15 protein-coding genes are annotated in these 23,561 nt (G+C 47.7%); 5 read left to right on the top strand and 10 right to left on the bottom strand.

Features of this window, described 5'->3' with window-relative positions; genetic code table 11:
• Window positions 1-71: 71 nt before the first annotated feature.
• Entirely contained in the window at window positions 72-1,130 is a 1,059-nt protein-coding gene (locus HB364_RS28035; protein WP_167291744.1) for a FecR family protein, read from the bottom strand.
• A 70-nt stretch (window positions 1,131-1,200) separates the two neighbouring features.
• The gene (locus tag HB364_RS28030; protein ID WP_167291743.1) at window positions 1,201-1,740 is read right to left on the bottom strand and encodes an RNA polymerase sigma factor; all 540 of its coding nucleotides are present in this window, start codon (window positions 1,738-1,740) and stop codon (window positions 1,201-1,203) included.
• Between the two features lie 192 nt (window positions 1,741-1,932).
• On the opposite strand from HB364_RS28030, the gene HB364_RS28025 reads away from it, so the two are divergent.
• The 3 genes from HB364_RS28025 to HB364_RS28015 are packed head-to-tail and all read left to right on the top strand — an operon-like array spanning window position 1,933 to window position 3,650.
• Window positions 1,933-2,562 (top strand): hypothetical protein, encoded by a 630-nt coding sequence (locus HB364_RS28025; protein WP_167291742.1) that lies wholly within the window; start codon window positions 1,933-1,935, stop codon window positions 2,560-2,562.
• A 14-nt stretch (window positions 2,563-2,576) separates the two neighbouring features.
• The gene (locus HB364_RS28020) at window positions 2,577-3,020 is read left to right on the top strand and encodes a DUF5990 family protein (RefSeq protein ID WP_167291741.1); all 444 of its coding nucleotides are present in this window, start codon (window positions 2,577-2,579) and stop codon (window positions 3,018-3,020) included.
• A gap of 9 nt (window positions 3,021-3,029) precedes the next feature.
• Window positions 3,030-3,650, top strand: coding sequence for a hypothetical protein (locus tag HB364_RS28015; RefSeq protein ID WP_167291740.1), 621 nt, complete (start codon window positions 3,030-3,032; stop codon window positions 3,648-3,650).
• A 32-nt stretch (window positions 3,651-3,682) separates the two neighbouring features.
• Here HB364_RS28015 and HB364_RS28010 read toward each other — a convergent pair whose 3' ends face one another.
• The 6 genes from HB364_RS28010 to HB364_RS27985 all read right to left on the bottom strand — a co-directional run bounded on the left by HB364_RS28010 (window position 3,683) and on the right by HB364_RS27985 (window position 16,212).
• Window positions 3,683-4,246, bottom strand: a complete 564-nt coding sequence (locus tag HB364_RS28010; RefSeq protein ID WP_167291739.1) for a nuclear transport factor 2-like protein — start codon at window positions 4,244-4,246, stop codon at window positions 3,683-3,685.
• A gap of 646 nt (window positions 4,247-4,892) precedes the next feature.
• A complete protein-coding gene (locus tag HB364_RS28005) occupies window positions 4,893-7,064 on the bottom strand; it encodes a hypothetical protein (RefSeq protein WP_167291738.1) in 2,172 nt (723 codons plus the stop codon).
• 416 nt (window positions 7,065-7,480) lie between these two features.
• Window positions 7,481-9,319: a T9SS type A sorting domain-containing protein gene (locus tag HB364_RS28000; RefSeq protein WP_167291737.1), complete on the bottom strand. Its 1,839-nt coding sequence runs from the start codon at window positions 9,317-9,319 to the stop codon at window positions 7,481-7,483.
• 25 nt (window positions 9,320-9,344) lie between these two features.
• Complete coding sequence (locus HB364_RS27995; protein WP_167291736.1) at window positions 9,345-10,853, bottom strand: reverse transcriptase domain-containing protein; 1,509 nt, start codon at window positions 10,851-10,853, stop codon at window positions 9,345-9,347.
• A gap of 352 nt (window positions 10,854-11,205) precedes the next feature.
• Window positions 11,206-12,867 (bottom strand): SWIM zinc finger family protein, encoded by a 1,662-nt coding sequence (locus tag HB364_RS27990; protein ID WP_167291735.1) that lies wholly within the window; start codon window positions 12,865-12,867, stop codon window positions 11,206-11,208.
• Window positions 12,868-12,876: 9 nt separating this feature from the next.
• On the bottom strand, window positions 12,877-16,212 hold the full coding sequence (locus HB364_RS27985; RefSeq protein WP_167291734.1) for a hypothetical protein: 3,336 nt from the start codon (window positions 16,210-16,212) through the stop codon (window positions 12,877-12,879).
• 202 nt (window positions 16,213-16,414) lie between these two features.
• Between HB364_RS27985 and HB364_RS27980 the strand changes: the two genes are divergently transcribed.
• Both HB364_RS27980 and HB364_RS27975 read left to right on the top strand, forming a co-directional pair.
• A complete protein-coding gene (locus HB364_RS27980) occupies window positions 16,415-17,797 on the top strand; it encodes an MFS transporter (RefSeq protein WP_167291733.1) in 1,383 nt (460 codons plus the stop codon).
• A 67-nt stretch (window positions 17,798-17,864) separates the two neighbouring features.
• Entirely contained in the window at window positions 17,865-19,730 is a 1,866-nt protein-coding gene (locus HB364_RS27975) for an alpha-amylase family glycosyl hydrolase (protein ID WP_167291732.1), read from the top strand.
• A 93-nt stretch (window positions 19,731-19,823) separates the two neighbouring features.
• On the opposite strand, the gene HB364_RS27970 is transcribed toward HB364_RS27975, so the two are convergent.
• Both HB364_RS27970 and HB364_RS27965 read right to left on the bottom strand, forming a co-directional pair.
• The gene (locus tag HB364_RS27970) at window positions 19,824-20,564 is read right to left on the bottom strand and encodes a GLPGLI family protein (RefSeq protein ID WP_167291731.1); all 741 of its coding nucleotides are present in this window, start codon (window positions 20,562-20,564) and stop codon (window positions 19,824-19,826) included.
• A 93-nt stretch (window positions 20,565-20,657) separates the two neighbouring features.
• Window positions 20,658-23,450, bottom strand: coding sequence for a TonB-dependent receptor (locus HB364_RS27965; protein ID WP_167291730.1), 2,793 nt, complete (start codon window positions 23,448-23,450; stop codon window positions 20,658-20,660).
• Between the last annotated feature and the right edge of the window lie 111 nt (window positions 23,451-23,561).

Below are 23,561 nucleotides of genomic sequence, written 5' to 3'. Positions count from 1 at the left end.
ATCGGTAGTTTTAGGTAATAGAATGCCGCATGTACTTTGTACATGTTTTGAAGGCATATGTTGGTATTGTATTATTGACCGGTGCTGATGAGGTAACCTTTGGGCGTTCTGGTCACCGTTAAGCTATTCAGTAAAGCAATGTTTTGCAGTATCTTTTCTAATGGGTCATCTGTTTTTATGCTGCCTGTGAAGCTCAATTCCGATAACAAAGTTCCATCATATTGTATCGCCGTACCATATTCCTGTATTAGCTTATCAAAAACTTTTGCCAATGGTTCCCGGTCAAAATCCAGCACAAAGGCTTTTTTCAGAGGCGTATCTTTCGCCACTATTGCAGCAGGCTTTTCTTTTTCAATATGTGTGGCAAATGTTTGTGTATTCACCGTTAACCGATCGCCCGGCAACAGGTAAATGGATTTGGCGGAACTGTCACTGGCTGTTATGGACCTGACTACCACTTTCCCGGTGTGAAGCGCCACAGATACCTGCGGGTCATTTCCCCAGGCCCGGATGGTAAAGGAAGTGCCTAAGGCTGTTGTAGTAATACCATGACTATATACAATAAACGGCTTGCTTTTATCTTTCGACACTTTAAAATACGCTTCTCCCTTCAGTTGGATCTCCCTTTTGGTTCCGGTAAATTGAGGTTCATAACGGATCTCTGCCTGGCTGCTCAGTAATATTTGTGACCCGTCTTTCAATGCCACTGTTAATTTCCCTTTTCCGGTATTCATGATCATTGTATCCTTATTCAGTGGAACGTCTACGCTGATCTCCTTTGATTGCGCCACTGCCTGATCCTGTTGCGGGGATGATCGTTGTTTGAACAAATAAAAACCGGTAATACTTAGTGCCACTATAGAGGCTGCAGCCATCATCCATCGGCGTTTTATTAAAAAAGCGCCCGGCGTTGTCCGCGTAGTGTAGTTCAGTACCGCCTTCGTAGTGCGGGCCTCTACGTCAGGCGGCATCACTGCTTTGTTTTCATCAATCTCATCCCAGTCATCTTTGCCCATATAGGCATCCAGCAGTCCGGGCTGCTCCCTCAGGGCATCCAGTATGGCGGCTGCTTCTTCCGGGGTACAGCGACCGGCTAAAAAACGTTCAATAATTTCTTTGGATAAGTTCAAAATAAAAAGGTGTCTTTATATAATACGCTTGTGAAGAAGGTTTACCCGTAATAGGCCCAAAAATATTTTTTTACCATCCGGTAATAGAGGACAGGAGGGTGAGCAATAGCATTTTCTTTAATTGTTTCAGCGCGAGTGAAATGTGTTTTTCCACGGTGCGGTCAGAAATCGACAGTTCGCTGGCAATCTGTTTATACGAATAGCCATGCAGGCGGTTGAGCAGGAATACTTTCTTCCTGGCCGGCGGAAGTGAACTTAAGGCATGGGCAATCTCCAGGGAGGCGGTAGGCATTTCCCGGAAGATATCGCCGGCCTCATGATTGGCAACCTGTAAACCCTGTTCCAGCTTTCTGCGCCGCTCACGTTCCCGGATACCGTCAATTAACGTAGTGCGGGCTATGCGAAAAAGCTGGGTGTCGAAGGAATATTCTGTGGTGAGGGTATGGCGGAAGTCCCATAACTTAATAAAGGTGAGTTGGGTGAGTTCTTCGGCTATGGCTTCATCTTTTGTTTTCCGTACCAGGTAAGTATATACCTTGGGCTGCCATTGCAAAAAGGCTTGCCGGAATACCAGGTGATCACCTTGTTGTATGTTATTGATAAAATCCACGGGAGGCTATCTTATGTAATATGCAGTTTTCTTTTCGATTGTAACTAAAGCAAACGGTTGCATAAATTTAAACTCCTGCAAATGTCAAAGATAGATTCTTGTTTCAAAATTAAATGATTGTAAACAGGGGTTGCACAAACGATTGCATAACTCCGGGTGGGCCTTTAAGGACCGGGTCACAAAAAGGCCGGATTGTTGCCCTTTCTTGTTTATATTTATGATAAACAGGCTGTAAAGCCGGAAATGCATGGCATGGTAAAGAATGTTTTCCTCCCGCTGATCCTGATCATTTTGACGGGGCCTGCAACCATTTATTGCTGGTTTGAGGATGCGCCACTTTCATTCGTTTGCCTCATTGGTTTTATTACTCTTTTGACCGGAAGTATGTATATGGCGTACTATATTTCCTATGCGCTGTTTCCGGACAAACGGAATATCCCGTTACCGCCGCTTCCTGAAATAATAGGTTGGGAAGATAGGCGGGTAAAATGGACACGGGGCAGTACATTGGGCACTGTTTTAACCATTGCCTCTTGGGTTGGGGGCGTATACGGTATGATTAAACTGGCCGACAGTTATAAAAACTATCATATACAAGAGTATGGTCGTAATGCCAAAGCGGTAGTCGTGAAGATGGGGTATTCAAAAGGAATACGCGAATATGCTGAATATGAGTTTACAGATGTTAATGGGAAAACGTACAGGGATAAATGTTCCCGTGGGATACTGGTGGTTGGAGATACTATAAACATTATTTATTCCACGCAGCGGCCTGTTATTAATGAGGTGATCAGGTCGACACTTATGCCTGCTGTGTGGTAATCATATCAAATCTTATGAACCAGGAAATCAGTTTTTGTATCATCCTGCTGGCGCCTGTAACAGGCGTCCAATTTGCCCTGCAAAAGGGGAGTGGTAATACTTATGAAACCGTGCAGACGCAGCAGTCTGCCGGAACTGACCTCATTTTTACCTTCCCTGCTAAATTAAAGACCGGCAAAGATGGTCAGCCCGACTTCTCAGGTCCCTTTGTACAGGGACCAGCCGGTGAAAGATTCGTCTACATTGACATTGGCGCTATGGCCGGGCAGCCAGCATCTCCCTGGAGCAGGCGGTTAAAGGTCCCGTTAAGGGGAATTACAACAGAGATGGTACAACAGGTAACGGCCAACTCCAGCCTTATACTGGAAACCCGTGTTCCCGGAACAGGTAAGGACGGTACCCCCAATTGTGCCACTGTTAAACCTTTTGACGGATGGCAGATAGCGTCTAAGTCATAACTTTGATGTATGCAAGTACTTGACTATATACTGCTGAATAAAAAGAAGGTCTGGGGACTGGTTATCTTTTTCCTGGCCATTTTTGCTGTACTGACTATTGTAAACCGGACTTCCTACGACTCCAGTTTACAGAAGATTTGGGTGAATGCAATGGTAAGTGTGGCCCTTTCCTCGTTTGGCTACGTTGTATTTTTATTGGGGGCGTTCATTGATTTTAAAAGGGCAACGGCACTTTTTAACAGCCCTCCATTTAAGGCCCTTACGGATAAAGGGTTCAACACAGAATTAACGGCTGTTAATTCAAGATTCCTTTTTGCCGGTAAAAGACTGGTAGGTTCCGTAAATGACTTTCCTGTAAAAATAGGCGGCGCCAGCAAGCGGTTCAACGTCTACATAGGTATTGATGAGCGTATCACCGATAAGGTGCCCAAAAAACAACTGGTCAGCCTGTTGAAACCGAAAGGACTGACGTTTGAAGGAATATTTGTTGAAAGACTGGTTGTACAGGAAAGCAATGACGGGGATGAGGGGGCTGTTTGGAATCTTATAAGTGAGTTGACAGACTTCCTGAAAGCAAATGGTTTTGAACCACGAAGAAGAGGACAGCAGGCAGAAAGCAGTGGTTCATGAATCCTCGAACCACTGCTGAATGGCAATGAAACTTATTGAATACCCAGTGCTTTGTTAATAGGTGCCCGGTCTATGTATTGAATGATCTGATCAATCTTATCGTCGCTGTTGTAATGCATATCTATATGCACCCAGAACATCAGTCGTTTCCCGTTTTTATATTTCACATTCACCTGGTGCCAGTTTAATAACCATACGCCCGGAATGTCAGGTCCTTGCTGGGGAGTGTTTACTCTAATCGGTATCCAGATATCATTGGATGTCTGGATCGAGTCAATCACTTTGGTCCGGCGCTCTTTCCAAAACCTGGTGATGGCTGCTTTACCAGCCAGGCTATCGCCGGATGACCACCGGAACATAGCTGTATCAGCAAAACCATTCATCCATCCATCAATGTCGCCGGCAGCAAATAGTCCCAATGTTTTCTTGCCCATTTCTACATACCGGGCATCGGCAAATTCAGCCTGTTTTGTGTCGCGGGAACTGGTGCCTGGGACCGTGTCTTTTGAACTTTCGATGGTTGTTTCTGCGGGTTTGTTGTTGTTACAGGATAACAAAATACAGCACCCTGCAACCCATGAAAGAAGCTTTTTCATAATGGCAGCTTTTAGATTTACAATCAGAAAATAAAAAGAGGAAGTAAGGTTGGTGCGCTTTGGTGGGGTAAGACGGAATAATGAAGCTATTCAAATTAAACCAGACCAGCAAATAAGGTTTGTCTTTTACAGCCATAGAAAAGCATAAGCCAAAGCTTAAAGGACTTGCCTGTGGCATAATGTTTGTCGCATTATTGGCTAAACTGCCATTATCCCTCCTTCCCCATTACCTTTTCCTCGCTTTGTTACTGGTACTATCTCTATTACTATTTAACCACTGCTTTTGCGGGCGGAAGGGTGGTATTGTATATCTATGCCTGGAGTGATTAATTCTTGTGTGAAGACAACCTTCAAGAAAACAAACTATGAAAACCATGCGATCAATACCCATTGGGAAAGCCTTCAAAAGGTAGTGGGGCACTACAAATACGATGTTACAGAACCTGCAGCTTTACCTGCGCCTCCTTCTTTAAATACGACTATCATTCGCCTTCCCCTTTTACCCTGCCGACCAGCTATTCATTTGTCATGCCGTGTTGAATAGCTACTCCACCTGCCAATAGGGGGTGGAGTAGCTATTGAAATAACTTATGATCAGCTTGGCGCTATTCTATGTGCAGCTTTCGCTGCACCTGGAAACTGCCTGCTATTGGTTAAAATTCCTGCCAAACGATAACAGTTTGCCCTGAGCTGAGTTAGCTCCAACACTCAGTTTGTAAATGAGGGGTACCCGTTGTGAAAGAGGCACTTTGTAATTTACAGTATACAGTAAGCCTGCAGTAACATTTCCATTGTATACAACCGCCATCTTTGCACCTGTAAGGTTGTAAACCACCAACATGGCCTGACCGCTTTGCGGAGAAACAAAACGGAAATTGATTACACTGGAATATGGATTGGGATCTGCGTGTACCTGCAAAGCAGACAGGTTACCTTTTAATGGGATACTGCCTGTTTTATTCACCGGTTGGGTTGTCACTGTTACAGCTTTGCCGGTTGTAGTGATGGCAGCACTGGTACTGGTAAGACTGGCTGGTACAAAAGTGACCTTTTGTACACAGGTACCTATATTGCCGTTTGCGTCTATGTGTGTCCAGGTCCTGTTTATATTATTCGGATTGGCCGGGCAACCGGATGCTTCCGCAGGCACTTCCCTGTAAAGTACAGTTGTGAGGGTAGGAGAACAAGTTTCAAAAAACACAGGTGACACAGGTGTTGGAATAGGGTCGCCGCAGTTTATCTGTAGATCGGGCGAACAGATGACCACCGGTGCTGTGCGATCTACAAGAATGATGTTCTGTTCACAGGTACTTCTATTGTTGCATGGGTCTCTGGCAATCCAGGTACGGATTATATAAGGATTAAAGCAATTCTTCACTACGAATTCATCAAGATAGAATACCTCTGCTGAACAGTTATCTGTAGCAGTAGCGGTACCGGTATTGGCCGGATCAGTGTTTGAACCGCATTCTACTACTATATCCGGAGGACAGGTAATTACAGGTGGAGTAATATCATGCACATTAATGGTTTGTGTGCAGGTGTTAGTATTACCGCAGGCATCTGTAGCCTTGTAGGTACGGGTAATGATCTTAGGACAACTGCCTGAAGAAGCGTCGCCTTCCCAGGTAACCGTTACATTACCGCAGGCATCGGAAGTTGTTACAAGATCTGTATCGGGCGCAGGCACATCTGCATCACATTGTGCAACTACAGTTCCCGGACAAGTGATTGAAGGCCGTGTTTTGTCAACAACTGCTATTGTCTGACTACATGTTGCAGTATTGCCACCATCATCTTTCGCAGTCCAGGTACGTGTTACACTGAACGTATTGCCACAGCCAGGTGTTGTTACATCATTAAATGTAACGTCCAGGCTCTGATCGTAATCATCAGTGAATGAAGGATTGCCGAACTGCGGAGTTTCCGGGCATTCGATTTCTCCATTGGAAGGACAGAATACCACAGTAGGCGCAGTATTGTCCTGTACAGCAACCACGGCGGCTGCAGAGAGTGACCTATCCTGGTTACCAACACCGGATATATTAACCAAATCAGGGTAGGTATTTATGGATAGCTGCCTCATGTGATAGGGAGAGCCGCTGATACCTCCGGCAGAACGGGGAGTAGAGGCATTGATGAAACCCCAGTCTCGCCGGCTGCCTATATGCCCGCCCCAGGCTAATACTACAGAATCCTTTTCGGCGGTGAACCGGATGCGAACGCGTGTGCTGGATTTAGTAGCAGCAATTGTTAAGGACTGTTGAAGATCGTAGGCAATAGAAGTTATGACACCATTGTAAATAGACATCATTCTTTCCCCGGCCGGCAGTGCATTAAAACTATTTTGGGGCATCCCGGCCACCGGAGTATTGCCTGCCGCCTGGAAAGGTGCAGGAATAGGGAAGGTATTGGTACTTACTGTACCGAGTAAATATTCAGTGTTGCCTGATTTAAAGATCCGTGGGTTTATTACTTCGGCATCATGCCCAAATGATCCATGCGGTTCCAGTCGCTGGTAATGGGTAAGGTAATCAATGGCCATTCTGCCGCTGTGCCGGGTATCATATTTGATCACATACTCATAGGACTGGCCGGATATTGCTTCCGTTATCAATGAACGGTATGCAATGGACATACCTTCTACATAGTGGGCATTGGATGGTTCTGCATTACCATTTACCCATTCAGGATTATTGAAGGTGGTGTAAAAATTCATGGAAGGATTGCTGGCCGGGCCATTTCTTATCTGGTCAAGATTTCCGGACTGTCCAATTGATATAACAGGTGTGAAGATTAGGATGGAAAGTGTTCTCATGACAAACGATTTAAAGGGTAAAAAAACTGTTTGTTTTGGAGGCTAGGGGATATGTACTATGAAATAGGAAATTAGAATTTAACCACTGATAAAGGTTGTCCATACTTCTTTAGTGGACCAGTAGTAGTAGTGTTATGTAACTGCGTGGAATGCGGATATAAATCGGTGAAGGATAGAATTTGATTTATTGATAGCGATAAGGCGACTATTTCTCTGATTGGATTTGGTATTTAATGCAGAGAAAACCTGTTTATATGCCTAAGTTAAATATATTATTTTGATAATATGCTTGTTGATGGCATTCATTTGGGCATATGGTTATTTCCCCGGATAATTCTTGATTCATGTCAATACGAACTACTCCACCTGCCAAGGTAGGTGGAGTAGCTATTGAAATGTCTTATGATCAGCTTGCACTATTCTATATGTAGCTTTCTTTGTACCTGGAAACTACCTGCTTTAATTTGTACCGTATAAATGCCGCTGCGCAAAGCGGAAACATCCAGCGGGTAATTGGTATTGCGGAGTTGACGAACCTGCTTGTGCAACCTGCCCATGGCATCTACGATTGTCAGGGTATAAGAGCCGGCCGGTAAATGACTAAGGTCAATCACCAGGTTATTCCTGGCCGGGTTAGGATACAACAAGGTTATCCCTTTATCAATGGTTGTCTCCTGTGTGAATTGAGTGGCTCTTCCTGTCATCAAGGGTGATGTATTGTTGGCTACCATCCACAGCCACCGGTTGGTGCTGGTATCTGTTCCGGATAAACTCAGGCAGCTATCCCAGGTATTGGCGCTGTGTGTGCCTCCTGCCTGCAAGGTATATATCTTGAATCCGCCCAGGCTGTCATACAATTGCTTGGAGGCCCCGGGTGGCGTACCACCCCCATCGGCTGCCCCATGCCATACCCAATGCCTTCTGCCGGGGCTGTATGCTTTTAGTAATGGCCATACATTGGTGGTGAGCCAGGTAGTGCCCTGGCTTATCGTGGTGGAAAATATATTCCGGTAGGGACTATTGTGGCTTTGATGGTTCACTGCATATCCCCACAACCTGTTTACGCCACCACCGATCCCTTCGATATGAAACCTGGTATGGTCACTGGTATCAATGGGGGCGATGTACTTAAAGAAGGAATCAATATCCCGGGCATAGGCAGACAATGAATAATTGCTGGTATTCACAATGGTGAGCACTTCCCATACAATAGTATCCCCGGGCGCTCTTACGGTACGTCCATCCCAGTTAAGGCCGGCATCATTCAGCCATTTTTGCGGCGCTTCATTTTGGTAACTGTTGCAACTACTGCTCGTATCCGTAAATGCGATCAGGATATGCCGCTCTCCGTTGCCGGCTGCCCTGAAATAACCATGTGGCCGGCCATTGTATGTCCAGCAAACCTGTGTACCTGGTGTATACCCGGCCGGGCCACCAGGATAGGGATCTGTAGGTGGTGGTGTAACGGGAGGCGCCGGTGTCACCATCCATATCCACCGGTTAGTAGTAGTATCCGTACCTGATAAAGTGAGGCATTGGTCCCATGTTGTTCCATTATGCGCTCCTCCCGGCTGCAGGGTCAGGTGTTTGGTACCGCTTAAACTGTCATATAGTATTTCAGAAGCATGGGGAGGCGTTTGACCGTTGGTGGTATCACCCAGGCCATGCCATACCCAATGTCTTTTACCGATGCTGGCAGGTCTTACAAGAGGTGCTAAACCGGGACTGAGAAATCCCCCTGACATACTGATGGTCGTGGAGAATATATGCCGGTAAGGGCTGTTGTGGCTCTGGTGATTGCCCAGGAATCCCCAAATCTTTGCTACGCCTCCACTTAATCCTTCCATATGAAACTTTGTATGGTCGCTGGTATCAATCGGTGCAATATGCTGGAAGAAATAATTGATGTCATTGGCATAGGCGGCCAATGAATAATTGTCAGTATCTAGTATAGTGAATACTTCCCACACAATCGTATCACCGGGGCCTCTTACCGTACGTCCATTCCAGTTAATACCGGAATCTCTCAGCAATTTTTGGGGAGCATTTACTTCTAACTTATCACAAAGTTTCAGCCCGCTACCGGTAAATGAAATGAGAACATGCCTTTCTCCATTGCCGGCCGCTTTAAAATAACCATGTGGCCGGTTATTGAAAGTCCAGCAAACCTGTGTGCCCGGCACATATCCCGCAGGCTGCGCAAAAAGGGAAACAGTCGCTAATAATAATAGAGGGAGTAAAAGTAATTGCTTCATGCTTATAAGGTTTAATGTGAATGAATCACACCACATTCCACCACGGCTTATCATCATCCTTGCCTGCCTGTTGACTGGGAGGAGTAGGGGGCACACCATTATTACCAGGTGAAGGTGGTGTTTCTTTCACCAGGTATTGCAGGCGGCCGGACTGGAACAGTTGGTCTATCTGTTTAGAAAAGGCGGCGCCCTGTGCTGGTTTCACCATCTTCACAAAGTTGGCATAGCCAATGACTACATTGGCCGGACTTTCCACACCCGGCATGAGTTCCGCAGCATCTTTGGTTTGTAACTGGTGCAGCAGCGCCCTGAACCGGCGCAGCTTATTACGGTCTATGCCTAATTTTTCATTTACGACGATGCCCGTCACTTCCTGGCGCGTTCCGGTGTGCATAATACGGACCTTGTCGGGATGCACGGTAAATCCTTCATCCTGCAGGATATTCTTAATACGCCATACCATTTGCTGTGCATTAACATCGTTGCTGTTCCAGGAGAAAGTAACATCATCTGCATAGCGGGTATAATGGCATTGGTGTTTGGTAGCCAGACCCTGTAAACGTTTATCGAGCTTATAACACAGGATGTTGGTGATGGCCGGACTGGTAGGCGCACCCTGCGGCAATACCCGGTTTCCTTTTTGTACGAAATAATCTTTCCCGTCAATCTCTACGGCTTCTGTTACCGCTTCTGTGCACAGCAGGGCCAGGATGGTAGCAATCTTTTCTGCATAGCCCAGTTGCTGCAACAGTCCTTTCACCCTTTTAAAGTGGATAGAAGGGAAGAAGTCTTTCACATCTATATTCAATACCACCTTTTTACCTACATGCAGTTGCGCATTGCTGAGGATGGAGCGATTCAGCGTAAAGCCATGTACCGCCTGGTGCACCGCTACTTTATTAAGGATGTTTTCCAGTATCCAGTACTGTGTTTTCTTCAGGCGTGGCATGGGGGCGGAGATCAACCTTTTGCCGCCTGATTTTTTGGGCAGGTAAAACTTCCTGTAATGAGATACGGTAGATACCTTCCGGGAGAAAGCCAGGAAGCGCAGTTCTTTCAATGTAACACCCATCGCCAATGCCAGTTCATTTTCATTCACAAATACAGGCAACTGGTGCTTTTGTAAAGCAGCTACATTGGATTCAGTATGGTTTAATCCTATGGATACCTCTTCGCCGAGGTAAATAATTTCCGTTTCTTTTTGCTTCCGCCAGGCTTCCGCTTTCTCAAAGCGTTGCTGTTCCCGTTTCTTCTTATTCGCCTCCCGCTTTGCTTTGGCCTCGGCCATCCGCTTTAGCCGCATTTCCTTCAATACGGCCTCCTTGTTCTGGTATTGCCGGTGCCGGTTGAACAGTTGCTGGAACTCTTTATTGAGTTCAACCTCTTGTTTGATCAGCAATTCCGGGATAGTGGGCGACTGATCATTTTTAGACCAGAATCCCAGGCGCTTCATTTCCTCCAATACCACGGCATCCTTCGAGCTTTCGCGGATGCGGTCATACAATTGCTGGCGGGTGGGTTTGCTATCGAACATAGTGGATGAAGAGTGGAATATCATGTTCTGACAGAGGGAAGCATGCTGCCTTCGTGCGCGCCGGTGACCAGATTAATCAACGCCAGGCATACCGGCTACCAGTGCAATTTAAGGCACACAGTGCCAGTACTGATAAATTGCACTGGTAGCCGGTATGCCATAGTAAAGATTACATTTGGTGATGCATGAATAGTTCATGTTGCATGGACGACGAAACATCGCCCTTTCCTTTCGGAAGCAAGGTGCATCTTTTTTCCCTCTGTCAAAGAACACGAAAAGCGGTTAACAAATATAGGTTGCTGTTTTTTAATTTTATAAAAATGACCGGTATCTTTTTAGAATACCAGGGCGCTTATTTCAAGCCATGGGCAATCCTCGTTTTATTGAATGACTGGCGCATGGCCAGCATGTGTTCACAAGGCCCCTTGTATAGCTTATTTTCTATATAATAACTGCAATCGCAATGCGCCGATTTGATCTTCTCATCACCATCAATCACCAGTTGCGGATTAAAGGTCTTCCGGGCGCTCTTCACCGTACCGGTAAGCTGGAGGCAATTATCCGGCAATGCCTGGGAGCTAACCTTTATCTCCTGTGTGGTAAGTAACTGCGCTGCCATTTCTTCGCGCGGGTTATCAAAACGCAACTTGTCGAAGGGGAGGGGCTCCCGGCTCAGTTCCCGCAGGCGGTATACATCACTGTTCAGGTCATAGATCACCCGCCCGGCCTGTGTGTAGGCGCTCAGCGCGCCGGCTACTTTGGCCGTATCTATATTGAGCTTTTGGGCAATCTGTGCCGATGTGCCCAGCCATTCCTTTTGCAGTGCGGCAAATACCTGTTGTTTGGTGGCATCATCTACGGTGAGGCGTGGGGCCAGCAGGTCAAAATTCCCGGCATGGCTCCAGTCATTACTGGTCCAGCCACTCAGGCCCAGCGTAAAATTCATATCACCCAGGTCGGCAATATAAAAAGCAGGCAGGCCGGTGCCCAGCAAATGCACGGTAAACTTTTTGGCTACCGGTATCAGTCTTTCCAGGATCAACAGCCTTCTTCTGCCCCAGGTCCTTATCTCCTGGCTTATCGAGCCGGTATATACGCTGCGCGCGCATACGATCTCTTTACCCCAGGGTTCCAGCACCACTTTTACAGGGTGGCCCGGCTCCAACACATACCGCAGGGAGCGGGGACCTCTCTTTTCTTTGAAGCGGCGCAACAGCAGGCAAATGCTGTAAATATCCATGGGGTGCAGCTCTACCTGGATGGTGGGCAGGGTCATAGCGCTGCTGACCTGTAAAAAGCCACGTACCCAGCTATCCGGCAGGTCAATCTTTTTTTCCTTGAAGGCCTCCTCTTGGGTGGTTTGTACCGTAAAGCCGGTGGGGTCTACCTTCAGCTCGGTCTCTTTATAATCCCGTATCTTCTGGAACTCTTCATACAGACCCGAAGAATAATCTACATTGGTAGTACCACACTTGTAGTCGTTGATCTCTTTAAACACGTTGTAATTGCAACCCAGCTTGCCATAAGTGGATTCATCTTCACTGAAACACTCAAAGAATAATTCATCCGGATGGATCGTGATTACCGGGTCCAGCACAAACCAGGCTTCTCTGTTGACAAAGTACAGGTAATCGAAGTATCTCTTCCGTGCCCTGTAAAAAGGGGAGAGGATCTTATCTTTTTGTTGCGCGATGGTGGCCAGTTCTGTTTTAATCTCCGCCATCCGGTTGGTGGCAGCCTGTGCATCATAACCTGCCATATACTCTGCCAGGAACATCGTTTCATTTTGCGCTACCCATTCCTTATAAGCGGTTTTGTCTTTGGGCTTGAACCGGAGATCACTGATCACTACATCATGCAGGGCCGAAATGGCCTCCCGGAAAGCCAGCTTCTTGTGCAGCTTTCCCACAAACCAGGCGCTCTCGCGTAAAGTATCCGGCGCAAACGACATTCCTGTCATGTGCGAGGTACTGGTCACTGTACTATTGCCTGCAAAGCGATAATTGAATAACATGCTGACGGTTTATGATAATCTTGTTTCAATGAGTTTTACCTTTAAAGGTGTTTCCACCTCATAGAGCGACCGGAGCTGCAGTAACACCTCGATACATTTGGCCTTATCGCCAATGGCAGCCATGGCAGAGATGTCGGACAGGATAGCGCTCACTGCTTTGGCGGCCGCTTCTGATTTCCGCCCTTCGGCCAGCAGGAACTGGTAGATCCTGTTCTTCGCGATCCGCGCTTTGTTTACACGGGTCAATACGGAGCGGAAATAAAATTCCAGTGACTGTATCTTCTCTACATCACCGGCTGCAAAACGTTCCAGGTAATTGGTCGCAAACAATTGCATCTTTTCACTGGGGTGCTGGCTCAGTTGCAGCAGGTATTGCATACCATGCTCACTGTCGAAGAACTTCGTAATAAGTTCCCGGCCAAATGCTTCTATATCGGGTTTTACGGAGTCGGCTAAAGTGATCAGGGCTTCGGGCGACCAATCGGCAGCCGTAAACTGTTCCCTGAAATATTGCATCGCAAACTGCCGGGTATCCTGCCACTTGCTTTCCAGTAGTTTTACAGTTGCTTCCTTTTCATACTTAATACGGGCGGCCTGCTCCCGGTAAAACTTCCAGCTCCAGGTACGTACGGTGAGGTTTTCATGGCCACCCAGGGCTATTACCTGCGGAATGGTCAACTGATCGGGGCTGGTGTACTTCTCCAGGATCACCACACCCACGTTCTGTGCAGCTTTATAATTACCGTACAACAGGTTGAGGGCAGTTTCTTTATTGGCATTTTGCAAATAGCCGCTTAGCTCATTGCACAACAGGCTGCTCACATCTTCATGCAATCCTTCACTAATTTCTTTTCTTAACAGGAAAGGCATCAGTACTTCTGCTGCCTTATTGCCAAAGGGGGTGTCCTGCTGTGCTATACGGCCAATCACCGGTGGCATGCCCTGCCGTACATTCTGATGCACGGATACGCAGGCGGCGATCATCTCTTCCTGGTACTTCAGTAAAGTGCCTGCCTCTATATCGGTCAATAAGCCAATACCGGCTTCCCGTACCGGGGCATAAGGATGTTGCAGTAACCCTACCAACAGGGATTTGCTGAGCGTATCAGGTTTCACCTGCTGGCGGTTGGCCTTTAATAACCGCAGGCCAAATACCAGTACCGGTGGAGCGGAATGCTGCAGCAGGTCGGCGATGATGGTAAACGGTACTTCCTGTAATTCGGGGCCAAACAATTCAAATAAACTGTCACCGGCGCCTTTGATAATCGCTGCGGTGCTTTCATCCGTGGTGGTAGTAGCCATTATTTCTGCAATGGCTTTGCCTGCCACCGCTTTTTTCAGGTCACTGGTCAGTTGACTGTTACGGATAAGTGCGGCGCCCCATTGCCTGATATCAGCCTGGCGGGCAAACACCAGGTCTTTGATAAAATCACTTTGGAGAAAATAAGCAGATTGGTAAGCGGTAGTCCACTCTTTTCCCTTATTCCTTGCCGGTTCATGGCCGGCATTGAGCAGGGCAATTACCAGGTCCCATTCCGGTTGCAGGGTAGCATACCTTTCCTGTACGAGGGTAAAGCCGAATTCAGCCGGTATGGAAAAGGGTGATGTAACTAAACGTTTATAAACGGGTAGGTCGAGTTTTGCCTTGATCTCTTGCCAGGATGGGTGAATGGGTAATGCCCCGGCGGCAAACTCATGGATCTCTTCCATCTCCGCTTCCAGCAACAATTGTAGGTATGATTGCGGAAGCTGGTTCCACAAATGCAGGAAGGGCGTTCCATTTTCATTGGAAGTTGGCGCTGCCGCTGCCGGCTGTTGCGTTGATGAGGGCACGGGACCAGCTATCGGCGTATAGGCAGTTTTCTTCTTGGAAAACAGTCCGATCAGCTTTTTAAGCAAGCCGCCGCTATTGCGGTTATTCTGGATGGCCTGGCGTGCCTGTGCAGCAGCACGGGCGGCCGCGGGTGTTAATATTTTCCATACATGGCCATTGACAAGTTGCAGCTCAGGATGTTCACCGCTTAATACCTGGTGCATGAATACGGCGTGCGCATTTTGCGGGTAATGGGTCTTCACCTGTGTGTACCGGCCACCTATCCAGGTATAATGGGTAGTGGAGTAGGTCTCCTTAAAATCCCGTTCTTTATTATAGCTGATCAGCAAGGCGGTAGCCAGCTTCACATAATCGGTATTGTTGGTATTGCCCAGCATTTGCAGGCGGCGGCGTATACGGCGGTGCAGGTACCAGCGTGTTTTTTGTGAGTAGGCCAGCCGGCTGTTCTTTTTCAGCAGTTCCTTGTGCGGGCTCACATATTCATCCACTTCCTGCACAAATACTTTCCGCTCTCGGACAGTATTGGGCACATGGTGCTCAAACATTTCTTCTTCCCGTTCTATACGGCAGCCCAGCACGCCGGTAAATTCAAAATCATCCAGCAACTCAGCCAGCTTATAAATAGCGCGTACGTGTTTAAAATAATTGGGTTGTAAAGGCGCCTGCAGCAATAACCGCTTTATAAAAGGGCGTAGCCATCTTCTTTCCACCGAAAGCAGGTACAGGCTTTCCAGCCAGTTGTATTGCGGTTGTAATTGCAATAGCCTTTCTGTGAGCAGGGACTCCAATGCAGTGGCCTGGTTGCTTTCAATGACTGCTTTAATCGCTTCCGGCAGGGCATTGAGGTAGTGCGTGGCGTGTTGCTCCCGGGCTGTACCGGTAAGTATAGTAAGCAGACCGGCCCCGGCTATGCGGCTGACCAATGGGGAGGAGTGGTCTTTATAAATTGCCTGCAAGGCGCCGGCTGCATCCTCATTACCGGTACGGGCCAATGCCCAGGTACAGGCGTATTGATGGAGCGTGTCGCCTTTTTGAAATAATTGGATCAGATAAGGGGTAGCTTCTTTGATCTTGTATTCACCCGCCTTCCAGATCACGCGACTCAGTTTCCAGGATGTTTTCCGGGAAGGAGTGCTGCCCTGTACAGCTTGCTGCAAACGCTTCAGGATGGATTTATTACGGCCATCAGGCAGCAACGTCCAGTCGGTAGTAACACCAGGAGATACATGCAGGGTAAAAGCGCTGGCCCTTGGAGCAGGCGGCTGACCGCTTTCGGAAGTGGTATAGCCCTTGCTGATCTTTTCATCGGCCACTTCATCATAGATCTTTTCAGCATCAGACAGGGATACAGGTACGGGCGTTTTACTGCCTTCCTTCAGGGTACCGCCCCTGCGGCCATAACGGAAATTCACCACATACTTATCATTGCCTACATCACACAGGTCTATTTCATAAACCTTGTCAGAGTTTCCTTCTTTAAAATAGAGAAAGCATTGTTTTATCAGGCGCATGGATCAACCAGGAATTAGGGGAGGGGAAGTTAGCCAAAAAATATAACCCGCACCAAAAAACGATAACAATAAATAGGAGGCCTCGTTGCCTTGCTGCCTCAATGCCTCGTTGCCTCAAAGGCTTTGCGTATTTCTTACATATGTGTACTACTTACACAATAACTTCCTATCTTTCCGCTGCCAATTCAAATAACGATTGCTTATGGAGCCTATTACCCCTCTCACACTGGAAACGGAGAAAGCCATACAAGTGAAGCCCCGTGCGAACTTCTGGCAGATCTGGAATATGTGTTTTGGTTTCTTCGGTATCCAGTTTGGCTGGACCCTGCAGATGAACAATATGAGCGCCATTTATGAGTACCTGGGCGCTAAGCCGGAAGATATCCCCGGCCTGTGGCTGGCAGCCCCTATGACCGGCCTGATCGTCCAGCCCATTATTGGCTACCTGAGCGACAGGACCTGGCATCCCCGCTGGGGCCGGCGCCGGCCCTATTTTCTCATCGGTGCTATCCTCAGTTCCCTGGCCTTATTTGTAATGCCCAATTCACCCACGGTATGGATTGCCGCCGGCACCCTGTGGATACTGGATTCCTGCATCAACATCAGCATGGAACCCTTCCGGGCCTTTGTGGCCGATAACCTCAGCGATAAACAACGGGCATTTGGCTATGCCATGCAAAGCATGTTTATCGGGGCGGCGGCTTTCATTGCAGGTTTCCTGCCTTCCTATCTTGTCAAGTGGCTGAACATTTCACGGGATAAAGTGGCCGGAGGCATTCCGCAAAACATCATGTGGTCGTTCTACATTGGCGGCATTATGTTCATCGGGGCTGTGCTCTATACCGTACTGCGCAGCAGGGAATACCCGCCGCGCGATCCCAACTGGAAACAAAAGCTCAATGCACAGCACGGCAGTGGTTTCAGCGGCGCTGTGAAAGAAATATTTCATTCTGTTACCCACATGCCGCAACAAATGAAGCGGCTGGCCCTGGTACAATTCCTTACCTGGCCCGGCTTGTTCCTCATGTGGTTTTATTATTCTACCGGTGTGGCCCGCGATATCTTTAAAGGAGATGCTACTTCTACCGACGCGGCCGTGAGCCAATTATTTACACAAGGGCTGGAACATGCCAATGCTACTTCCTCTATTCTCAATCTCGTTACCTGCTTCTTTTCTTTTAGCCTTCCTTTCTGGGTAGGCAAGTTTGGCCGTAAGATGACGCATACTTTTTGTTTGCTCATAGGCGGGGTAGGGCTCATCAGCGTAAACTATATTACCGATCCTGCCATGTTATATCTTTCGATGAGCATGGTGGGTATTGCCTGGGCTTCCATCCTGTCCATGCCTTATTCCATGCTGGCGGGGCACCTGCCCGAAGATAAGATCGGCATCTACATGGGCATCTTCAACTTCTTCATCGTGCTGCCCGAAATCATTGCCTCCCTCTTCTTCGGCAAGATCATGGAAAACTACCTGGGTAATGACCGGTTACTGGCTGTGCAGATAGGCGGATGCCTGCTGGTATTGGCCGGCTTCGTATGCGCCCTGATCGTGAAGGATAAGATGAAAGAAGATCTATTGTAAAGAAAACGAGACAACAAACAAGGAGGGCAACGGGTAAATCACAAATTTCAGACGAATTATACAAATTATGCGGATCATAGTATTGACCATTGCCTGTTTCCTGTTTTTGCAGGACAGTGCTTTTGCACAAACGGAGGTAAAAGTGTATCCCACGCATTGGTGGACAGGCATGAAGAACAGGAAGCTGCAACTGATGGTGTACAGGTCATCGGGACTTACTTCTACGACTTTTTCGGCTTATTCACTCAACAGCGATTTTAAGGTGATAAAAACCTACCGGCCCGCTAACCATCATTATCTCTTCCTGGATATAGAGATTGCTGCTAATGCCAAACCCGGCAGGAAGGAGATACGCATAGCCAATATGATCCGCAGCGAACAGGTGATCATTCAGTATGAACTGAAAGCCCGTAATCCCGAAAACGGTAAATCAAGGATACGGGGCATCTCCAGTGAAGACCTCATTTATCTCATCATGCCCGACCGCTTCAGCAATGGCGATCCCTCCAATGACCGCATGGCCGGACTGAAAGACCAAAGCCTTAACCGGAATGAGATATTTGATCGTCATGGCGGTGACCTGCAAGGAATAGAAAACCACCTGGATTACCTGCAGGACCTGGGCGTGACGGCCCTCTGGCTTAATCCCGTACTGCTAAATGATATGCCCCAACGCACAGAGCATGGTTATGCCGCTACGGATCATTATACCATTGAACCACGTCTCGGCGGCGCTGCTGCCTATCATTCCCTTGCCAATGCCTTGCACAAAAGAGGGATGAAGTTGATCCAGGATGCGGTATATAACCATGTAGGCATTGAACATTTCCTGTTCCGTGACCTGCCCGACAGCACCTGGTTCCATTTCTGGCCTACCTATACAAATACTACTTATAAAGACCAGGTATTGATGGACCCCTATGCGGCGGCGATTGATAAAAAGAAAATGAGTGATGGATGGTTCGTTCCTTCCATGCCCGACCTGAACCAGCACAATCCTTATGTGGCCAACTTCCTCATTCAGCATGCCCTTTGGTGTACGGAAAAATTTGGCCTGGATGGATGGCGCATAGATACTTATGCTTACAATGACCTCGCCTTTATGAACCGCTGTAACAAAGCGTTGCTGGATGAATACCCGCAGTTGCATATTTTCGGGGAGACCTGGGTGCATGGCATTCCCAATCAAAGCTTCTTTACACAGAATATATACCAGCTCCCTTATAAGAGTAACCTGCCTGCTGTTACCGATTTCCAGTTGAACCTCTATGGCATCGTACCGGCGCTGAACCAGCCTTTTGGCTGGACAGAAGGCGTAAACCGTTTATACCTTACGGCCACCAATGATTTTGTATACAAAGACCCGATGAAGCAGGTGATCTTTCTCGATAATCATGACCTAAGCCGTTTTTTATCGGTAGTAGGAGAGGACGTACAAAAGCTGAAGATAGGGCTGGCCTGGCTGCTCACCTTCCGTGGCGTGCCGCAATTGTATTATGGTACCGAGGTGATGATGAAAAACTTTGCCAATCCGGATGGACTGGTGCGTCTCGATTTTCCCGGTGGCTGGGCAGGGGATAGCGCGAATAAATTCACCTCCGCAGGCCGCACCCCATCAGAAGACAGTTTATTTAATTATACCCGTACACTGGCGCAATTCCGCAAACGATCATCAGCCATCAAGACCGGCAAGCTCATGCAATATGTGCCCGAAGATGGGGTATATGTATACTTCCGGTACGATACAAAGCAAACAGTTATGTGCATCATGAATCCCAATGACAAGGATATGGAACTGGCCACTGCCCGCTTTGTAGAAAGGCTGAAAGGCTTTACCAGGGCGAAGGATGTGATTACCGGCCAAACGACTTCAATAAGCGACAAGATGAAAATACCAGCGAAGACACAACTGGTGCTGGAATTGAAACCGTGAGTTGTGAGTTGTCAGTGGTGAGTGCGTTTGTTACGGGCATAGTGGCTTGTCTGGCCATCGAAGCAAAGGCACTCACCACTCACTATTGACCACTCACAACAATATCTGCGGTATCAATCTCTTCCCTTCATCGCCCCAATCCTTCATAATATCCCTGAGCTGTGTTTGAAAAGCGGCATTTGTATATTTCTTGCCTTTTTTGGGCGCTGCCAGGTCTTTGTCGGTCACCTCAATCAGTTCCAGCTTGGTGGCGTACCAGGTGGTATGCAGGCGGGGAATGGCAAGTCCGAGTATCATGCCGGGCAGACCGTTGAATGATTCAGGGCCACCGGAAGGTAATACCTCCTCAGCATAAAAAGCGATCACTACAATCGAATCCATGATCCTGCCTACTGCTTTGCGGCAATCAAATCCGGCAATCTTGCGGATCTCTGTACCGATCTTCCAGTCTATCTTCCGTACAGAATCGGTAAGCAGGTACAGGTCATTCTGAATATCCTTCAGGGTGGTAGTCTTGCTGCTGTCTAAATTCGTTTGTATCGTATTCTCTGCTATAAATACGGTCCATACCTTATTCTGCCTTACTTCCGGCTCCCGGCCGGTTTTATACAATGACAGTCCATCCTTAAAATAAAGGTCATAATAAGCGGTATGGAACTTCGGCGTGTTCTTCTTCATCACATCATTCCATATACTGCCTTCTTCCAGCATGGAATGTTGATTTACTTTCCGCTCATATTCAATTTTCCCGTGCGTAATGAATTGCTGCTGCGCCTGTGCAATCATAGAGGCTGTCAGTACTAAGCAGGTTACTATAAATGATCTTAGTTGCATATAATAAGTTTGTTATTTCGTGAATCGGCAGTCGGTAGTTGGCAATGAGGCTGAGGGTCGGACTTTATACTTCCGACTTCAGACTTCCTGCTGTTACCAGCCCATGGGTTTCGCACCATTCTTACTGAAGTTCCAGATCAGGGACAGCATAAAGTAACGGCGGAAAGTATCATAGGTCCGTTCATTGATAAAGTTGCTGTTGACGCTCCGGTTGAAGCCGATATTCTGGTCGAGGATATCAAAAGCCGAGAACCGGATGCGGCCCACATCGCCTTTCAGTATCTTCTTTTCGATATTGGCATTCCAGCGGATGGCATTTGTATTCCTGTCGAAGACGTCGGTCTTCTGGCGGAAGTTGAACTCGCATTCCGTATTCAGGTCGATCTTCCAGGGCAGGGAAACATTGGCCCACACTTCATGCTCCTGGGTCCAGTATTCGGTCACCACATCCGGGCGCAGGGAAGATTTGGATTTGACTAAGTTGATACCGGAGCGAACCGTGATGGAGAATTTCTTCTCGATCTCGTACCGGAGACGTATGCCGCCACCCAGGCTCCGGTTATTGTTGGTATTCTCCAGGCTATCAATGAAGTTCACATTGCGGCCGACATTGAAGTTCAGGGCTGGCCCTACGTACAACTTCAGTTTTTTGATCTTCCTGTCATAATCAAACCAGCCGCTCAGGTTATAATTGCCGTTTACGTTTACCGGCTGGGTCACCCGCTTCGCGTCTTTGATGGACGTCCTTGAGCTGAAGTCGTTCTGAACAGTAGAGAAATTAATACTTGCCCAGATACCGCTTTCAGATAATATCTTATAGCTGTTATAATTCAGGTTGAAGCGGTTGCGGAAAGCCTGCTTCAGGTCGGGATTACCAATGCGGATATTCGATTGGTCCGAGTTATCGGTCACCGGCTGGATCTGGTCGATCGAAGGAGCCTGGGTACTGCCGAAATAATTGAAACGCAGGTTGCCGCCCTGTCCTATTGTCCAGCCAACATTCGCCTGCGGGAAGAAATTGGTAAAGCTGTACCGGGTATCGGCGCCGGTCTTCAGGTCTTTGCGGGTAAAGTCGGCACGCGATACATTGGCGCCAAAGGAGAAGTTGATCTTCTTGGGTTTGGCATAGCGGTAATTAATACCGGCTGAGTTGTTCAATACGTTGAAGGCATAATCGTTCGTCAGTGAGTCTACCACCTCATCATACTTAGGCCCGTTGGGTGTAGAGCTTTCCAGGGCTGTCCTGCGCGACTGGCGGTGGCTGTTGCTGATGCCGTAATTGAATTCCAGCACCGATCTTTTCGATAAAGGTTCGGTGTAGGATAAGCGGCCATTTACATTGGCTGTAATATTATCATTGATCTTTTTCTGATCTACTATCTGCAGGGTGCTGTCGCCATTGCTGAAAAAAGTATTCTCCGCGTACAGGAACCCTTCCGACATCGTTTCCCGGTAATCCTGGTTGAAAGTGGCCGAGATCGTTCTGCCAGCCTTTTTGAACTTCTTACGGTAGGCAATGTTGGAGGTAAGCGCCTGGTTATCGCCCAGCGAACTGGTGCTCTGTTTTATCTTACGCACGGGATCGCCATTCTCATCCAGCCACTCGCTTTTGGAAGCATTCAGTGTATTGCTTTTTCCTTTCCAGCCACCGACTGTGATCTTCAGGCTGGAAGAGGAGTCGAGCGTTATATCATAAATACCATCAATGCGGTGCCGTTCCTTGCTGTTGTAATTATTGCCTTCTTCATTTACATAATACAGGGAATCTTTTAATATATACTGGCTCCTGGTGTTGCCGCTGGCCTCGGTATTCAGTTTGTTGAACTTATAGTTGCCATTCAAGTGAAGCTTGTCGCCATTCCACTTATTGGAATAGTGCAGGCCGCCGGCCCATCCTTTGGGGAAGCCTTCACCCCAGTAGCTGCCGCCGCCGAAACCATCATCCCCGCCGCCGCCCGAGGTAATATACATGCCGCCATCTTCGCTCATGCCCATATCCATGTTGCCACCTGCGCCGCCATAGTTCATATTCTCCTGCCAGTCGAGACCCGTTTTACCGGTGCTGCTCATGATACCGAAGGCCGAGAACTTGCGTTTGCCCTTGAAGGCGTTGAGCATTCCGCTATTATTCCAGTATTTGTCGCCATTGCTGCCCAGTTCCAGCTTTCCGAAGAGACCTTTCTTCTTATCTTCCTTTAATTTCAGGTCGATCGTTTTGATCTTTTGCCCGTCATCAATGCCGGTAAAAGTGGCCTGGTCGCTCTTCTTGTCAAACACCTGTACCTTATCTACTGCATCCGATAGCAAGCCACGGGTGGCAATGGTAGGATCATCACTGAAAAATTCTTCCCCATCTACCAGTACCTTCTGTACAGCTTCGCCCTGGGCAGTGATCTTACCATTCTTGTCTACCGTAATACCGGGTAATTTTTTCAACAGGTCCTCCACCGAGGAGCCGGCCTTCATATAAAAGCTGTCGGCTTTGTATTCTGTCGTGTCGCCTTTAATACGGATAGCACCCAGCTTATGCGATACCACCACTTCCTGTAGTAACTGGCTTTTCAGGATCATGGCTACATTGCCCAGGTTTACAGGAGATGCATCCTTTACTTCCACCTCATCCATGTAATCGGCATAAGCCGGGTGGGTTATCAGCAAAACAAATTTGCCGGGCGTAACGCGTGGGAGCGTGAACTGGCCCGATTTATCAGTCCGGGAAAAGGTGACCATTACCGAGTCGGATTTTCGCAATAGTACTACTGCACTATTGGTAAGATTTTTCTTCTCGCTGGTGTCAATTACTGTACCTTTAAGAGTAGCTTGTTGGGCAAATGCGGACATGACAGATACAAGGAGTATCCCGAAGATCAACGTTAGTTTTTGCATCGGTTCTTTGCTGGGTTAAATTGTATGATTAGCTGAGTTTTTCGATCAGTGTTAAATTAATATGAACGCTATACGCTGAACCTTGTAAACTTAGCTGCAGGGGCACTTGTT

Source organism: Paraflavitalea devenefica (assembly GCF_011759375.1).
GTDB lineage: Bacteria > Bacteroidota > Bacteroidia > Chitinophagales > Chitinophagaceae > Paraflavitalea > Paraflavitalea devenefica.
This window is presented reverse-complemented; position numbering and strand designations above follow the sequence as displayed.

Coding starts and splice junctions, on each gene's coding strand:
- HB364_RS27980 (WP_167291733.1), top strand. CDS start 16,415: ATGGAGCCTATTACCCCTCTCACACTGGAAACGGAGAAAGCCATACAA.
- HB364_RS27985 (WP_167291734.1), bottom strand. CDS start 16,212: ATGCGCCTGATAAAACAATGCTTTCTCTATTTTAAAGAAGGAAACTCT.
- HB364_RS28005 (WP_167291738.1), bottom strand. CDS start 7,064: ATGAGAACACTTTCCATCCTAATCTTCACACCTGTTATATCAATTGGA.
- HB364_RS27975 (WP_167291732.1), top strand. CDS start 17,865: ATGCGGATCATAGTATTGACCATTGCCTGTTTCCTGTTTTTGCAGGAC.
- HB364_RS28000 (WP_167291737.1), bottom strand. CDS start 9,319: ATGAAGCAATTACTTTTACTCCCTCTATTATTATTAGCGACTGTTTCC.
- HB364_RS27970 (WP_167291731.1), bottom strand. CDS start 20,564: ATGCAACTAAGATCATTTATAGTAACCTGCTTAGTACTGACAGCCTCT.
- HB364_RS27990 (WP_167291735.1), bottom strand. CDS start 12,867: ATGTTATTCAATTATCGCTTTGCAGGCAATAGTACAGTGACCAGTACC.
- HB364_RS28010 (WP_167291739.1), bottom strand. CDS start 4,246: ATGAAAAAGCTTCTTTCATGGGTTGCAGGGTGCTGTATTTTGTTATCC.
- HB364_RS28020 (WP_167291741.1), top strand. CDS start 2,577: ATGAACCAGGAAATCAGTTTTTGTATCATCCTGCTGGCGCCTGTAACA.
- HB364_RS28015 (WP_167291740.1), top strand. CDS start 3,030: ATGCAAGTACTTGACTATATACTGCTGAATAAAAAGAAGGTCTGGGGA.
- HB364_RS27995 (WP_167291736.1), bottom strand. CDS start 10,853: ATGTTCGATAGCAAACCCACCCGCCAGCAATTGTATGACCGCATCCGC.
- HB364_RS27965 (WP_167291730.1), bottom strand. CDS start 23,450: ATGCAAAAACTAACGTTGATCTTCGGGATACTCCTTGTATCTGTCATG.